Origin of the sequence: Arcobacter sp. CECT 8983 (assembly GCF_004118855.1) — a bacterium.
Taxonomy (GTDB): Bacteria; Campylobacterota; Campylobacteria; order Campylobacterales; family Arcobacteraceae; genus Halarcobacter.
This window is the reverse complement of record NZ_PDKF01000004.1, coordinates 44,110-60,188: the sequence shown is the minus strand read 5'-3', so window position 1 is coordinate 60,188 and position 16,079 is coordinate 44,110. Positions and strand designations below refer to the sequence as shown.

Below are 16,079 nucleotides of genomic sequence, written 5' to 3'. Positions count from 1 at the left end.
ATTATTTTTATTTTTCTTTATTTATGTTAAAATCCAATTTTAATGGAGAAAAAATGATAGGAAAACTATTTAAAAAAACTGCTGATGATTTAATTACAGAAATAAAAAGTAAAAACTTTAGTGAATCAAAAGCAAATTCAATTTTAGAACATATTAATATTAATCATACAAATCAAAATTTACAAAACTTTTTACATATTGCAACATTAGAAAATAATCATAAAGCTGTTGCTTGGCTTCTAAAAAATGGTATAAATGTAAGAGATGTTGATGGAGAAGGTCAAACTGCATTATTAATTGCTTGCAAATATAATTATGTTAAATGCATTGAAGAACTTATAAAGTATGATGTTGATGTAAATAAGTTAGACTATGATAAAACATCAGCTGTTGAATATATTATTGAAAACAATTTAGTTGAAATTTATAAAAAAATTAAAACTAAGATTACAGATGTAAATAAAAAAAACCATAAAGGTTTATCCCTTCTACAACTTGCAGTGAAGAATAAATCAATTGAGATTGTTCAAGATATTCTTGATAATAAAAACTTAAAAAATAAAGAAGAGATACTTTTTTACAATGAAACATTTTTAGATGAAAAAATTTTTAAACTGTTAATTCCTAGATTTAATAAGTTTAGTGTTGAAGATAAACATCAAAGAAATGCTTTGTTTTATATTGTTGAAAATGGAGTTAAAAGTAAAAAGTTATTTGCTCCTTTTACTCAAATTGTCGATATTAATCATGTTGATGAAAAAGGTAATAATATTCTATTGCATTTATTGTCTATTGTTTTAGAAAAAGAGTACAAAATAGAAAACGGAATTGTTGAAAATTATGAGGAAGAAGTTAAAGAGTTAGAGAATCTAACTAATATGATACCAATAGTTGCAAATAGTGGAATTAATTTAGATACTTGTAATTATGCCAATGAAACAGCTGTGTCTCTTCCTGTAAAATATAAATCTGTAAAAATATTAAATCTTTTACTTGATTGTGAAGTTGATATAAATATAAAAAATAGAGATAGACAAACTGCACTTAGCCAATCTATTATTCAAAACTCAAGTTTTACAGAAATAAATCAAATATTAATTGATTTTGGTGCAGATCCAAATATAAAAGATAAAGATAGTGTAACAGCAATTGAAAAATTAATTGAAGCTATATTAACGGTTAAAAGTGAAAAGAAACCAAGATTCCCAGAGATTAGCTCAAATACGGACTATATTACGCTATTTGAAGCAATTTTGCAAAATACAAATGCAAACCTTACTATGCTTAATTCAAAAAGAGAACCATACTTTTTTGAAGCTTTAAGATATGGCAACTTTGATTTAATCAAAATACTTATTAGATATGGAGCAGATATAAATCAAACAGATATGGAAGGTTATCATGTTCTTTACAAATATATGGAAGAGAATTTAAAAGAAGAAAATGAAGTAAAAAAGAAAAAGTATTATGATAATCTAAATACAATTTTACTACTTGGGGCAAATGTAAATGCAAAAGATTCTTTTGGAGGTGTTGTTCTACATAAAGCTATATTAGACCTAGATATTAATGTAGTTAGAATATTAATGAAAAATGGAGCAAATTTAAAAGCAGTTGATAATAAAGGCAGACATATGCTTCATAATGCAGTTTGGAAAAATGATTTAAAAATGTTTAAATATATTTTTGCTCATTGCCAAGAATTACTAAATACCCCTGATAAGTTTGGAGTTTTACCTATAAACTATGCAGCATTTTTAGGTTATACAAAAATTGTTTCAGAGATGTTAGAAAAAGGGGCTCATATTAATAACCCCCACAAAAAAACAAAATATATTTTAACCTTCTTAAAAAAATTCCATGATACCTTACCAAAAGTTTTAGAAGGTACTAAAGATCCAATTAAAAAAGAGAAAGTTACAAAACTTATCTCAAATATGAAAAAAGAGTTTGAAGTTTCTTCTTAAACTCTTTTTTCTAAAAGATTCTTTGCAAAAGTATATGCATCTTCTGTTATATCTTCACCACTAATCATTCTTGCTATTTCATCTACTCTTGATTTATCATCAAGTTTTTTCACACTAGAAATACCATCTTTTTTATCAACTAAAAAATGAATATCAGCAGTTGATGTTAATTGTGGTTGATGAGATATTGCAAATATTTGATAGTTTTGTGATAGCTTTTCTAAAACAGTTGCAATGGCTGAACTTTCTTTACCACTTAAGTTAGCATCAATTTCATCTAAAAATAGTATTCCATTGTTTACTATTTCAAATTCACTAATAGAAGTTAATAGTGCAAGTCTTAGTCTGTTGAACTCACCACTACTTATAGTATCAAGATTCACTCCATTTAATTCAAAAATAACTTCATCTATACCTGTGTGGTCTAACTCTTTTTTCTCTAATGTAATTGTTGCATTTGAAAGATATAGATATTTTAGATAATGATTTATTTTTTCAACTAAAATTTCTACAGACTCTTTTCTGTATAAAGAGATTTTGTCAACTAAAATTGAAATACTTTCTTGCAATTTTTTTAAATTTTTTTCTAAAACAGATTTTTCAAAAGAGATGTTTTCATATCCATCTAACTCTTTTTGTTTCTCTTCTTTATAAGCAATTGCTTCTTCAATAGAACCAAATCTTTTTTGTAACGAAGATAGTTTTTCTAATCTATCTAAAACTGTTTCAATATCTAACTCTTCTAGTTCATATAATGAGTCATTAAACTTCTCAAATATATTATTTACTTCATTTATACTCTCATCAAAGAAACTTGAATCTTCATCTAATAATTCTAATGCACTATTTACATGAGAAGTATAATCAAAAATAGGACTAGCTAGTTTTATTGCCTCTTCTATTTTCTCTTTTTTTGATAATTTTTTCTTTATAGAATCAAGTTCCTCAAATTCATCAACCTTTGGATTTATACTATCAATTTTTTCAATTTCAAACTTGGCAAACTCTTTTAAGTCTTCTAATTTTAATTCATCTTCTTTAATCTTTGCAAGCTCTTTTCTTGTTTTTTCTAACTCTTTATACTCTTTATCAAATTGTTCTTTTAATGTTTTAAACTCTTTATTGTTTTTCATACATAACGAGTCTAAAAAGGCAATTAGTTTTTTACTATCAAAATCACTTGTATCTTTTAAATGAAGATGTTTAATTAATTTCTTTGAAAAGGTATTTAAATTCTTTTTAGAAACAGTTTGGTTATTTAAAAAAAATCTTACTTTATCTTTTTTTATTTGTTTTATTACAATATCATCATCTTTTGAAATATCATAAGCTTCATCTTCTATCTTTGAATCTATTAATGATACTTCTCCTAAACTTGCTTTACTCTCAGTTATGGCAAATAAAGATAAAATAGATTGCATTAAAACTGATTTACCAGCTCCTGATGGACCTGTAAAAACTATTAAACCTTTATCAAGTTCCATTTCTACTTCTTTAAACGATAGAAAATCTTTTAAATAAATTCTTTCAATCATAAAATTAATTACCCCACTGTAATTTATCATTTAAAACTTCAAAAAAGTTTCTTTTAGTTCTATGTATTAGCTTAGCTTTTTGTTTGGCAATAGTTACTTTTACTACTGTGTTATTATCAACTTCATAAGTATCTTGACCATCAATTAATAAAACAGCTCCTTGTTCATCTTTTATCTTAAATTCTATCTCTATATCTGCTGGCATTACAAGTGGTCTTTGAGTAAGACTATGAGGTGCAACAGGTGTTATAATAAAAGCTTCTGTTAAAGGATAAACAACAGGTCCACCAACTGATAAATTATATGCAGTTGAACCTGTAGGTGTAGATATAATAACACCATCTCCATAGTAGTTATTAAATGAAGCACCATCAATTTTTGCTTTGATTTTAATCATTGAAGAAACAGTTTTTCTTGAAATAACTATATCATTAAAAGCAACAAAAGTTTTATCATTTACTTGGCATTCTACAAGCATTCTATTATCAATTCTATAATTATTATTGAAAAAGTCAATTAAAAAATTTGGTAATTCTTCATACACAATATCAGTTAAAAATCCTAGTGTTCCCATATGAATACCTAAGATTGGGATATTATATCTAAATGAGTTTCTTACAACTGATAATAAAGTACCATCTCCACCAACTGATACTAAAAAATCAACTTTTTCACATAATTGTTCTAATGAGACACCATTATATAGATTAAGCATTTTCGCACTTTTTTCTTCTAAAAAAGTTTCTATATTATGGGCTTTAAAATAATCAACTATTTCAAAGTACTCTTTTCCTATTTCAGGCGATTCTGGTTTTAAGATGATTCCCGCTTTACTTTTGGTTTTAAGCTTTTTTGCACTTCTTGTAAGTTTCAAATATTTTTCCTATTTGATTATATAATTTGTAGAGATTTTATCTAATTAAAAGTTAAAAAGCAGTGGGTATAAAAAAAGCCCAAGCCGAAGCTTGAGCTTTAAACGCTATTAGTTCTGACATTTACTGTTTAATTACGAAATCATAGATTTCTATTAAACAAAGTAAATCTCGTTAATCACTAAAGAAGTGAAGCAATTCACTCTTACTTAACGTGATTAACCATTTCTCTTAGTAATGATTTCTTCAGAAACATTCTTTGGAACTTCAGCATAGTTATCAAATAACATACCGTAAGTTGCTCTACCTTGAGACATAGATCTTAAGTCAGTAGAGTATCCGAACATTTCAGATAATGGAATCATTGCAGTAACTAGTTTAACACCAGCTCTTTCATCCATAGATTGAACTTGTCCTCTTCTTTTGTTAACGTCACCGATAACATCTCCCATATACTCTTCAGGAGTTTCAATTTCAACTTTCATCATTGGCTCTAAGATTACAGCTTGTGCAGCAGCACTTCTACAACCCTCTTTAAATCCCATTGATGCAGCTAATTTAAACGCCATCTCAGATGAGTCAACGTCGTGGTAAGAACCATCATATAAAGTAACTTCAATATTAACCATTGGATATCCAGCAAGAATACCACCAGCCATAGCTTCTTCACAACCTTTTTGAACTGCAGGAATATACTCTTTTGGTACAACCCCACCTTTAATGTTGTTATTAAACTTGAAGTTTTCTTCAGAATCAGATGGTAATGGGTTGATCTCTAAGAATACGTGACCATATTGACCTTTACCACCAGATTGTTTAGCATATTTGTACTCATTTTTAACTGGGTTCTTAATAGTTTCTCTATAAGCAACTTGTGGAGCACCAACTTCAGCTTCAACTTTGAATTCTCTTTTCATTCTATCTACAAGAATCTCAAGGTGTAATTCACCCATTCCTGAAATAATAGTTTGACCAGATTCTTCATCAGTATTTACTCTGAATGATGGATCTTCTTCTGCTAATTTTCCTAAAGCAATACCCATTTTCTCTTGGTCAGCTTTTGTTTTTGGCTCAACTGCAACAGAGATAACTGGCTCAGGGAATTCCATTCTTTCTAAGATAACTGGATCTTTATCAGAAGCTAAAGTATCACCTGTAATTGTAGTTTTAAGACCAACAACTGCACCAATTTCACCAGCATAAAGTTCTGAAACTTCTTCTCTGTTGTTTGCGTGCATTTTAAGTAATCTTCCGATTCTCTCTTTTTTCATTTTAGTTGAGTTCATTACATAAGTACCAGACTCTAATTGTCCTCTATATACTCTTGTAAATGTTAATTGTCCAACAAATGGGTCAGTCATAATTTTAAATGCTAATGCAGCAACTTCACCCTCATCAGAAGAAGGTACAATTACAGCTTCACCATCTTGAGTTTCACCTCTAATATCAGCAACTTCTGTTGGAGCTGGTAAATACATTGCAACAGCGTCAAGTAAAGTTTGAACACCTTTGTTTTTAAATGCAGTACCACAAGTCATTGGAGTAATTTGCATAGCTAAACATTGAGCTTTAAGACCTGCAACAATTTCTTCTTCAGATAATTCACCTTCTTCAAAGTATTTTTCCATTAACTCTTCTGAAGACTCAGCAGCAGCTTCGATCATTTTTTCTCTATACTCTTCTGCTTTGTCCATCATATCTGCTGGAATTTCTTCTACGTGGTAGTTAGAACCCATAGCTGCATCTTCATCCCAAACAATAGCTTTCATTGCAACTAAATCAACTATACCTTGGAAGTTTTCTTCAGCACCAATTGGTAATTGAATAGGTACTGGATTAGCTTTTAATCTTTCAGAAACTTGTTTTTCAACCATATAGAAATCTGCACCAGTTCTATCCATTTTGTTAACGAATATCATTCTTGGTACTCTATATTTATTAGCTTGTCTCCAAACTGTTTCAGATTGTGGTTGAACCCCACCAACTGAACAGAATACAGCTACAGCACCATCAAGAACCCTCATAGATCTTTCAACTTCAATTGTAAAGTCAACGTGACCTGGAGTGTCAATAATGTTTATTTGTAGTTGCTCATTAGTTTTTGGGTGAGGCCAGTGACAAGTAGTAGCAGCAGAAGTAATTGTAATACCTCTTTCTTGCTCTTGTTCCATCCAGTCCATAGTTGCAGCACCCTCGTGAACCTCACCAATTTTGTGAGATACACCAGTATAAAATAAAATTCTTTCTGTTGTTGTAGTTTTTCCTGCATCAATGTGTGCAGCAATACCGATATTTCGAACTCTGTTAAGTGGTGTTTTTCTAGCCATGTTAATTGTTTCCTATTACCATCTATAGTGAGCAAATGCTTTGTTTGCTTCTGCCATTCTGTGCATATCTTCTTTCTTCTTGAATGATGCACCTCTGTCATTAGCAGCTTCGAATAATTCGTTTGCTAATCTTTCTACCATTGTTCTTTCATTTCTTTTTCTAGCAGCGTCTACAATCCATCTTAAAGCTAAAGTTTGTCTTCTTACAGGTCTAACTTCAACTGGAACTTGATATGTAGCTCCACCAACTCTTCTAGATTTAACTTCTAAAAGTGGTTTAACATTTTCAATTGCTTTTTCAAATAATTCAATACCAGCTTCTTCACCTCTAGCATCTAAGTTTGCAATTGCACCATACATAATTTTTTGCGCAGTAGATTTTTTACCATCTAACATTACAGTATTAATAAATTTTGTGATCACTTTACTATTGTAGATAGGATCAGCCATTACTTCTCTAACAGGAGCTTTTCTTCTTCTCATTATCTTATCCTTCTACTTATTTCTTAGGTCTTTTAGTACCATATTTAGATCTTGCAACAGTTCTATTTGCAACACCAGCTGTATCTAAAGCACCTCTAACGATGTGATACTTAACACCAGGTAAATCCTTAACTCTTCCCCCTCTAACTAATACGATAGAGTGTTCTTGTAAGTTGTGACCCTCACCACCGATATATGAGATAACCTCAAATCCAGTTGTTAATCTAACTTTTGCAACTTTTCTTAAAGCCGAGTTAGGTTTCTTTGGTGTAGTTGTATATACTCTTGTACATACTCCTCTTCTTTGTGGACATTTGTCTAAAGCTGGTGATTTAGATTTTTTAATCACCCTTTTTCGCTCTTTTCTAACAAGTTGATTGATAGTAGGCATTTTTTTCCTTATAAAATTTGGTTTGAGCTTTAAAGCGGCTCATGCTTCTCGTCTACTTTGACATATGTTAAGCTACATAATCAAAACGATACTACCATTCTAGGAAACGTTGAGTTTTCTAAAAAAGTTAGAGATTATACTTAAAATAAAATTAAATTAGGCTTAGTAACTAAATATAGCTGTATGTTTTCTTTCTTTTAAAACTTTGAACCATTTATAAAAACAAGGCTAAAAGATAGCCTTGTTTTTATGATTTCCTAAATTTCTTTTTATTTACATTTTCAATAATATTTTTAGCAATAGTAGAAGTATCCATTGCTATTTGATAAGTATGATTTGCAACATTAGCATTTTCTTGAGTTCTTGAATCAAGACTTGATACTACATCATTGATTTGTTCTATTCCTTGTTTTTGTTCTGTTGATGCAACTTCCACATGAGATATTAATTGCGTAGTTTTATTTATATTTTCATTTAACTGTGCATATCCACTAATCATCTCATCTGCATTCTTTTTACCAGTATCTGCTTTTATTGTGGCATTTTCTACTAGATTTTTTATCTCTTTTGCTGCTTCTGCACTTCTAGATGCAAGGTTTCTAACTTCAGCTGCAACAACTGCAAAACCTTTTCCAGCTTCACCTGCCGTTGCTGCTTCTACTGCTGCATTTAAAGATAATATATTTGTTTGGAAAGCTATTTGGTCAATTACTGTAATTGCCTCTGCAATTGCACTTGTTTGATCATTTATTTCATTCATAGATTCAACTGTTAGTTTTGCTAAAGCTTGTCCTGAACTAATTGATTTAAGTAAGTTATTTGAATAAACTGCCATTTGTGAAATATTTTGAGTATTTTCAACAATAGTTGAAGTTATCTCTTCAATTGAAGCTGAAGTCTCTTCTAATGAAGCTGCCGTGTCTGTTGATGAATTATTAAGTGTATTTACATTTTCTAAAAGTTGTTTTGCATTATTTTCCAATGTTACACCTAACTGGTGGTTTTCTTGTAACATCTCATTGATAATATCACATAATCCATTTAACCCTTTAGAAACTTCACCAGTAGCATTATCTATATTTTTTTCAAAATCAAGTTTTGAGTAGTTTTTAAGTGCAGACAAAATTGTATTGATATTATTATTTACATTTTTACTAATTGCATCTATCATTTCATTTAAAATGTCTTTTAGTTCATTTAATGATTCTTTTGAAGAAGTTTTTTCTACTTGAACATCTAGATTTCCATTTTTAACTTTAGTAACTACTTCTTTTACATTTTCAATTAATAATCTGTCTTTATCTATACCCTCTTTTACAAACTCTATTTCTTCGTCAATCTTTCTTGCCATATTTCCAAATTCATCGTTTGTATTAATATTTAATGGCTCTACAGTATTTTTTTTACCCTTTAAGTATTCAAAAAAGTCATTTAGCCCTGATTCTAGAGTATTAATTGGATTCAATAATCTTTTTAATAAAAAATATAAAAGCAATAAGATTATAATTAATAATACTAAATAAATAGCTACTTGTGTATAAATATGCTTATTTATTTCTTTATATACTCCTTCTTTATCTATTTCAACAACTAAATACCAAGAAGGAATAGGAACTTTGCTATAAGCTACAAGTTTTTCAACTCCATTTTCACTAGCCTCTGCGAACTTATTATCTTCATCTGTTTTAATACTTTTGAATAAAAGGCTATCTTTTTTTAATAATTCTTTATTTTTATGAATTATCACTTTTCCATCATTAGATAAAAGATAAGCAAATCCATCTTCACCTAATTTTAAATTTAATATTTGATTTACTACAGTATCTAAAAATATATTTGCACCTATTACACCTATAAATTTTCCATCTTTTTTATATGGGGCAAAAACTGTAATAACTAATCTTTTTGTAGTATTATCAACAAAAGGTTCTGTAACACCTGAACTTTTTATTTTTACGGCTTTTTTATACCATGGTCTAATTCTAGCATCATAATTCATAGTTGCGATACTTTTTAAAACACCATTAAATTTAACTAAATCTCCACTCTCTTCTATTCCAAGATACATACTTGCAAAATCACCTGCTCTTTTGCCAAGCATAAGTTGATTTACTAAGACTTTATTATCTATAGAAAGATTTTCATTTTCAATCATAGTAGCAACAGACTCTACTACAGTAAGCTTTGATTGAAGATAATCATTAATAAATTTTGCTGTTTGTTGGGCTAATGCTGATTCATCTTTCTTTACTAAAGAAGACTCGACTTCATACTTACTTGAAGCATCTTTATATCCAATTATAAGAAATGCACAAGAAATACTTATAAATAATAATATCAAAAGCTTTGATTTTATACTTGAAACATTCATTTTTTCCCCTTTTAAATTTCTTATTCTAATTATACAATAAAAGTATAATATTAATATAAGAATTTTATATTTATTTAATTTTTATGGAGTCTAAGGCATAACACACTAAAATTCAAATAAAAATAAAGAGCTTTTATGTCTATAATAAATTATAAAAAAATAGGTAAGGGAGATATTTGTATAATTGTTTTACATGAACTTATGGGTTCGTGTAAAAACTACGAAGCAATATTTCCATATCTTGATACTACAAAATTCACATACTATTTTACAGACCTAAGAGGTTATGGTTTATCAAAAGAGTTCAAAGGTGAATATTCATGCAATGAAGCTTCTAATGATGTTAAAAACCTCATCACCCATTTAAACCTTGAGTCAGTACATATTATTGCACACTCAATGTCAACAATGATAGCTCAAAAACTTGCTTTGATAGACAATAGAGTTAAACAATTAATTTTAATCACTCCTATCTCTGCAGCTGGTATAAAAATGAAACCAACTGCACAAGCAAAATTAATTGAAAGTATGAAAAAAAATGAAAACTTAATCGAACATGTTGTTGAAAGTGCAAGTAAAAGATATAACCAACCATGGAAAGAGTATAGAATCAAAATGGGATATGAGTCTTCAACCTTAGAAGCTAGAACTGGATATATGACTATGTATCTTACAACTGATTTTATAGAAGAAGCAAAGAATATAAAGGTGCCTATAAAAATAATGGTAGGGCATCATGATTTACCTGCTTTTCATAAAAACAATATAAGAAAACAGTTTGAAGGTTATTATAATAATTTTGAAATAATAGAGTGTATGGAAGCAGGACACTATCCTATGATAGAGTGTCCTGTTTATTTTGCTACAAAAGTAGAAGAGTTTATTTTAAAAATATAAATTAAAGTTTTGAAGATAAAAACTCATTAAAATCAAAAAAGGAAGTCTTATTATTATGACCTCCTTTTTCTACTAATTTCAAAGAAGAGTTCTTAAGTATTTTTGCTGTTTGTTCTACTGCTTGATATGGAACTTCCCTATCATCTTTTGCATGGTGTAAATATACTTTTGTCTTTACATCTTTTATAGAAAAGCCCCAAGACTTGCTTTGTAGTTTTACTTCTTGACCTAAAGCTTTATTCTCATTTGCAATTGTATCTTTATATCTATGGCTTTTTTTAAACTCTTCATCAAAAATCTCATTATAAAAATTAAACATAAAATCACCATTTTGTTTATTGCTTTGTTTTGCAAAAAATTCATAAAATCTTTTTATCTGTTCATAATTACCATAACATTTAATAACCTCTTCTTCATTAACTGCTGCCATAGAACTATATACAAAGATGTTTTTTATTCTATTCGAAATCAAAGTATCAAGACAATAACAGTGTAACGCTCCAGCAGAAGTTCCTAAAAGTGAAAATTCTTTTAATTGTAAACTATCAAGAAGTTTGATTATTATATTTGCATATTCAAGGTAGTTTTCCAGTTCTTTATATGTTGAGTTTCCATAACCTACACGGCTTATAACTATAAGTCTGGTCTGTTTTTTTTCATAGAACTTTGCTAACTCATCTTGTTTTATAGTTCCAAAAGTTCCATAAAGCATAACAAGAGTTTTTGAACAAGAACTGTTATAATCGCTATACTCTAAAAAATAGTTTTTTTCATATTCATACCTTTTAATAGCCAAAATAAACCTTTATTTTAAAGAATATCTTTTAGGAATAAAATACATAACCGTTTCATATATTCCTTCCATATAGTGTCTTAAATAAATATCATATTCACAACAAATTTCTAATACTATCTCTGGAACTTTATACCAATCTTGGGCTTTGTGATAAATACAAATAGCTAAGATAGGTTGATACTTTTTAATAGTATTTTTTGCACCTATTAAAGCATCTTGTTCTGCACCTTCTATATCTAGTTTGATAAAGTCAACTTTTTGCTGTATTAGATTATCTATTGTATCTATATTTAAAGCTTGGTAATCATGTGTTCCATGGTGTTTTATATGAGTATTCTCATCTCTTACTAATTTTTCTTTCCCTAAACCACAGTTTATAAACTCAATTCTATCACAAGTCCCAAAATCTCTTTTTGCAATATTTATATGAAGTTTATTTGGTTCTATACAGTATATTTTTTTATAGTCAGGAAAGTTTTTTATTATAAAAAGAAGAGTATCTCCAACATATGAACCACCATCTAAAAAAACAATATCTTTTATATGTGGTATTAAATCTTTATCAAAGTATTGTTCTTCATGGTTATTTGTAAAACCATCCATAAACTTTAAATCAAAACTTATTTTAAAATTTATAACTTTTGTAAAGACCTCTTTTGATTTTTCATCACATAAAGAAGAATAAACCTTTTCATATTTTAATTTATTGTTCTTATAGTCTTCTTCAAAGTCACAGATAAAAGGAGGTTCTTTTAAGTCAAGACCTGAATATTTATAAAAACTAAGATAGTTTATATTTTCAAAGCCTCTTTTATCAAGTTCTTTTTTCACTTCTAAGGGACTTCCTGTAGAAACAGAAAGAATAAGAGCATCTTTTGGAATCTCTTCTATTTTATAAATAGATTTTTTTCTAGAGCTTTGAACTCTTGTAAAGTCATCAATCACTCCATCTACTTCTATATGTTTTTGAATAGATTTTGTAAATTTATTAATTCCTAAGATAAACTTTTTTTTCCTTGAAAAGATAAACTCTTCTACTAACTTTTTATCTTTATAGTTAATATAACTTTGATCAATAATATTTTTCATAAACTATTTAATAAGTGCTTTTAAACTCTTTACTGTAAATAATCTAAGGTTCTCACTCTTTTGAGACTTCAATTCATTGGTAAAACCACTTTTTGAAAAAAGAACAACATAATCAGGTACTAAGTCTAACTCTAAACATAACTCTTTTAGTCTATTTACATCACTACTTTTCATCTTTGAGTTTGTATATTTACAAAGCCCAACTATAACTTTTCCATTAGAAGTTTCAGCTAAAAGATTTATCTCTCTTTTTTCATCATCCCAATATCTTCCTATTTCTTCAATTTCATCATTTGAAAAAATTTCTTTTGTATATTCATGGCATAATTGTTCAAAAATTAAATCCATAAATTCAGATTGGTAGTTATCAAATTTTTTGAAACACTCATTGTAGTCTTCTCTTGCTATTCCTTTATATAAAGGAGAAACAAAAGCAAACCAAAACCTTAAAAATGGTGTAGTAAAAAGAAGTTTATCCGCTGATTCATTTTTTTCAAATTGATTTGTTAAAAAGTCCATTGAAGTTTCTTCAGTAATAAATTGTAAATCTTCCAAATCATCAATACAATCTATTGCTTCATCATAATCTAAATCGCTTCTTTTAAAAGCACTATTTATTCTTCTATCACCTAAAGAGATTCCTGTTAATATTTTATGAAATAAAGAAGAATTTTTAGTCTTTTTTTCTATAAAATCATGAATTTCATAAAATTCATCCAAGATATGTCTTATTATCAATGTTCTTAAAGGTTTAGTTAAATCTAGTTTAACATCTAGTCCACCAAATACTGCAAAATAATTTACTGCTGTTTGCATATCTTTTGGTTTATTTGTTTCACAAAAGTATTGAAACTGTTCATTTAAAGTTTTATTAGTTAAAATAATTATAAAGCCTTTTTTAAATTTTTAAATTACCGTATTATATCAGATAAATAACATATTATTTTGATAAAATAAAAAAAGACATTTATTTAGCAAAGTATTCTCAATGAAAAAACATCTTATCGAACAATCAGTTATATTTTTTAGTGTATTAAAATGGGTGCTCCTATCATCAGTAATAGGTGTTGTAATTGGAGCTATTGTTACGTTTTTCTTAAATATTATTCATGAATCAGATGATTTTAAAGAATTTCTGCCCTTTCCTTCATATTATTTACTTCCCTTTGGTTTAATGTTAACTGTATATCTTATTAGAACTTTTGCACCTAGTGCTTCAGGTCATGGTACTGAAAAGATTATTGAAGCTGTTCATAAAAAAGAAGGAAAAATTGATTTTGCAGTTATTCCTATAAAACTTGTTGCAACAGTTATTACTATTTTTACAGGAGGTTCTGTAGGTAAAGAAGGACCGGGTGCTCAAATTGGTGCTGGTGCTGCCTCATTTATCTCAAAATTAGCAAAATTTTCTGCAAAAGATAGAAAAAAACTTGTAATCTGTGGTATTAGTGCTGGTTTTGCTTCAGTATTTGGAACACCTATTTCAGGTGCAATATTTGGAATTGAAGTATTAATTGTAGGTATTATTATGTATGATGTCTTATTACCTTCATTTATTGCTGGTTTTGCAGCTTATACTACAGCCAAACTTTTAGGTGTTCATTATACTTACTATGTAATGGACTTTCTTCCTTTTGACTTAAGTCTTATATTCCAAGTTGCAGCTGCTGGTGTATTTTTTGGTTTAATTTCATATTTCTTTATAATATTTGTAAAACAAGCTGAAGTAACAATTGGAGCAATAAAACTAAATCCATATATAAAAGCATTTATTGGTGGTCTTTTTCTTGTTATATTATCATTTTTTATTGGAGATCAATTCTTTGGATTAGGCTTAGATACTATTTCAAAACTATTTTTCTCAAATCCTGAACTTATAGAAGATATTCCGTGGTACTCATTTATTGCTAAAACCTTATATACTTCTGTGACTTTAGGAGCTGGAGGAAGTGGAGGAGTTATTACTCCAATATTCTATGTGGGCGCTACAAGTGGACATTTCTTTGGAACATTATTAGGAGATAATCTTGCATTATTTGCTGCACTTGGATTTACAAGTGTTTTAGCTGGGGCAACTAATGCTCCTATTGCAGCAACTATTATGGCAGTAGAACTTTTTGGAGTTGAAATTGCTCACTATGCTGCTGTTAGTGCAGTGATTACATTCTTACTTACTGGACATAGAAGTGTATTCCCTTCTCAAATTTTAAAATTCTCAAAATCAGATATGTTAAATATTGATTTTGGAGATAATATAGAAGAAAGCAAAATAGATTTAACTACAAAAAGTAGAAGTAAAGTTGAAAACTTTAAAAATAAATTTAACTGGAGAGTTAAAAAGTAGATGACCTTAAGATTTGCTACTTTTAATCTTTTTCAGTTTTGTGAACCTTCTTTTTCATATTACACAAAAAAAGAAAGATTCACACAAGATGAGTGGCAACAAAAAACAACTTGGATAAAAGAAAAAATCACTCAAATGAATTGTGATGTTATAGGTTTCCAAGAAGTTTTTTCAAGTAAAGAATTAGAAAAATTAACAAAAGAGTTAGGCTTTAACTACTTTGCAACTGTTGATAAACCAAGAGTAAATGAAAATAAACCAAATATTTACATAAGTACAACTTTAGCACTTGCTTCAAAATATCCAATAAAAAAAATCTCTGAAGTAAAAGCAAATGGGTATAGTTTAAAGAAGTATAATTTTAAAGGTAAATTTAGGTTCTCAAGAATACCTATAAAAGCTTTAATCCAGTTTCCAAACAATTTAGAAATAACAGTTTATGTAAACCACTTTAAATCAAATAGATTAAATGAGTTTGAATATATCTTTACTAAAAAAGATACTCTAAAGATGAAAAAAGAAAAAGTTAAAGAGGCTTTAGAAAAGGATTATTCCCCTGCACTAAAACAAAGACTTTGTGAAACCTCCTCTTTGTATTATGATTTTAAAAGAACAAAATCACCTATTATTTGTCTTTGTGATTTAAATGACAAAGAGTTTTCATTAAGTATTGATGCACTTACAAATAGAACTTACCATGAAGACTTAGATAAAAACTTTCAACTACTTCATGATGCTTATTATTTATATGAAAAAAAGATTTATAATCCACATCCAGAACAAAAAGAGATTAAAAGAACTCCTACAAGTTATTATCAATCATATGGAAATGTTATTGATTATATTTTTGTTTCAAAAGAGTTTGATAAAAGATATAAAAATCATCTAGGAAAGATAAGCTCTTATGAAGTCTTTGATAATCACTTAAAAGATAACAAAGATGGAAGCCTAGTTCAAAGTGACCATGCTTTAGTTATTTGTGAAATCACTTTAAACTCTTAGCTAGT

At 28.3% G+C, this 16,079-nt stretch carries 13 protein-coding genes; 4 read left to right on the top strand and 9 right to left on the bottom strand.

Annotation, left to right across the window (positions count from 1 at the left end; all coding sequences use genetic code 11):
* Window positions 1-53: 53 nt before the first annotated feature.
* On the top strand, window positions 54-1,967 hold the full coding sequence (locus CRV01_RS03180; protein WP_164970008.1) for an ankyrin repeat domain-containing protein: 1,914 nt from the start codon (window positions 54-56) through the stop codon (window positions 1,965-1,967).
* On the opposite strand, the gene CRV01_RS03175 is transcribed toward CRV01_RS03180, so the two are convergent.
* The 6 genes from CRV01_RS03175 to CRV01_RS03150 form a co-directional block, all read right to left on the bottom strand.
* Window positions 1,964-3,502: an AAA family ATPase gene (locus CRV01_RS03175; protein ID WP_129006801.1), complete on the bottom strand. Its 1,539-nt coding sequence runs from the start codon at window positions 3,500-3,502 to the stop codon at window positions 1,964-1,966. The genes CRV01_RS03180 and CRV01_RS03175 overlap by 4 nt on opposite strands.
* A 4-nt stretch (window positions 3,503-3,506) precedes the next feature.
* A complete protein-coding gene (locus CRV01_RS03170) occupies window positions 3,507-4,376 on the bottom strand; it encodes an NAD(+)/NADH kinase (RefSeq protein ID WP_129006800.1) in 870 nt (289 codons plus the stop codon).
* A gap of 216 nt (window positions 4,377-4,592) precedes the next feature.
* Window positions 4,593-6,701 carry an elongation factor G gene (gene fusA, locus CRV01_RS03165; RefSeq protein WP_129006799.1) on the bottom strand — a complete coding sequence of 703 codons (2,109 nt, stop codon included), beginning with the start codon at window positions 6,699-6,701 and terminating at the stop codon, window positions 4,593-4,595.
* A 15-nt stretch (window positions 6,702-6,716) separates the two neighbouring features.
* Complete coding sequence (gene rpsG, locus CRV01_RS03160; protein ID WP_129006798.1) at window positions 6,717-7,184, bottom strand: 30S ribosomal protein S7; 468 nt, start codon at window positions 7,182-7,184, stop codon at window positions 6,717-6,719.
* Between the two features lie 16 nt (window positions 7,185-7,200).
* A complete protein-coding gene (gene rpsL, locus CRV01_RS03155) occupies window positions 7,201-7,575 on the bottom strand; it encodes a 30S ribosomal protein S12 (protein WP_129006797.1) in 375 nt (124 codons plus the stop codon).
* A 247-nt stretch (window positions 7,576-7,822) separates the two neighbouring features.
* A complete protein-coding gene (locus tag CRV01_RS03150; protein ID WP_129006796.1) occupies window positions 7,823-9,946 on the bottom strand; it encodes a methyl-accepting chemotaxis protein in 2,124 nt (707 codons plus the stop codon).
* Window positions 9,947-10,081: 135 nt separating this feature from the next.
* Between CRV01_RS03150 and CRV01_RS03145 the strand changes: the two genes are divergently transcribed.
* Window positions 10,082-10,843 carry an alpha/beta fold hydrolase gene (locus tag CRV01_RS03145; protein ID WP_129006795.1) on the top strand — a complete coding sequence of 254 codons (762 nt, stop codon included), beginning with the start codon at window positions 10,082-10,084 and terminating at the stop codon, window positions 10,841-10,843.
* Between the two features lies 1 nt (window position 10,844).
* Here CRV01_RS03145 and CRV01_RS03140 read toward each other — a convergent pair whose 3' ends face one another.
* Genes CRV01_RS03140 through CRV01_RS03130 form a run of 3 tightly spaced genes read right to left on the bottom strand, consistent with a single transcriptional unit; the run spans window position 10,845 to window position 13,544 of the window.
* Entirely contained in the window at window positions 10,845-11,639 is a 795-nt protein-coding gene (locus tag CRV01_RS03140) for an alpha/beta fold hydrolase (RefSeq protein ID WP_129006794.1), read from the bottom strand.
* Window positions 11,640-11,648: 9 nt separating this feature from the next.
* A complete protein-coding gene (locus tag CRV01_RS03135) occupies window positions 11,649-12,728 on the bottom strand; it encodes an FkbM family methyltransferase (RefSeq protein ID WP_129006793.1) in 1,080 nt (359 codons plus the stop codon).
* Window positions 12,729-12,731: 3 nt separating this feature from the next.
* Complete coding sequence (locus CRV01_RS03130) at window positions 12,732-13,544, bottom strand: DUF234 domain-containing protein (RefSeq protein ID WP_129006792.1); 813 nt, start codon at window positions 13,542-13,544, stop codon at window positions 12,732-12,734.
* A gap of 172 nt (window positions 13,545-13,716) precedes the next feature.
* Between CRV01_RS03130 and CRV01_RS03125 the strand changes: the two genes are divergently transcribed.
* On the top strand, window positions 13,717-15,072 hold the full coding sequence (locus tag CRV01_RS03125) for a chloride channel protein (RefSeq protein WP_129006791.1): 1,356 nt from the start codon (window positions 13,717-13,719) through the stop codon (window positions 15,070-15,072).
* Entirely contained in the window at window positions 15,073-16,074 is a 1,002-nt protein-coding gene (locus CRV01_RS03120) for an endonuclease/exonuclease/phosphatase family protein (RefSeq protein WP_129006790.1), read from the top strand. It abuts the gene before it with no gap.
* Window positions 16,075-16,079: the final 5 nt, after the last annotated feature.

Excerpts from the sequence above, each read along its gene's own strand:
- CRV01_RS03130 (WP_129006792.1), bottom strand. The coding sequence starts at position 13,544 with ATGCAAACAGCAGTAAATTATTTTGCAGTATTTGGTGGACTAGATGTT.
- CRV01_RS03125 (WP_129006791.1), top strand. The coding sequence starts at position 13,717 with ATGAAAAAACATCTTATCGAACAATCAGTTATATTTTTTAGTGTATTA.
- CRV01_RS03180 (WP_164970008.1), top strand. The coding sequence starts at position 54 with ATGATAGGAAAACTATTTAAAAAAACTGCTGATGATTTAATTACAGAA.
- rpsG (WP_129006798.1), bottom strand. The coding sequence starts at position 7,184 with ATGAGAAGAAGAAAAGCTCCTGTTAGAGAAGTAATGGCTGATCCTATC.
- rpsL (WP_129006797.1), bottom strand. The coding sequence starts at position 7,575 with ATGCCTACTATCAATCAACTTGTTAGAAAAGAGCGAAAAAGGGTGATT.
- CRV01_RS03175 (WP_129006801.1), bottom strand. The coding sequence starts at position 3,502 with ATGATTGAAAGAATTTATTTAAAAGATTTTCTATCGTTTAAAGAAGTA.
- CRV01_RS03120 (WP_129006790.1), top strand. The coding sequence starts at position 15,073 with ATGACCTTAAGATTTGCTACTTTTAATCTTTTTCAGTTTTGTGAACCT.
- CRV01_RS03150 (WP_129006796.1), bottom strand. The coding sequence starts at position 9,946 with ATGAATGTTTCAAGTATAAAATCAAAGCTTTTGATATTATTATTTATA.
- CRV01_RS03135 (WP_129006793.1), bottom strand. The coding sequence starts at position 12,728 with ATGAAAAATATTATTGATCAAAGTTATATTAACTATAAAGATAAAAAG.
- CRV01_RS03145 (WP_129006795.1), top strand. The coding sequence starts at position 10,082 with ATGTCTATAATAAATTATAAAAAAATAGGTAAGGGAGATATTTGTATA.
- fusA (WP_129006799.1), bottom strand. The coding sequence starts at position 6,701 with ATGGCTAGAAAAACACCACTTAACAGAGTTCGAAATATCGGTATTGCT.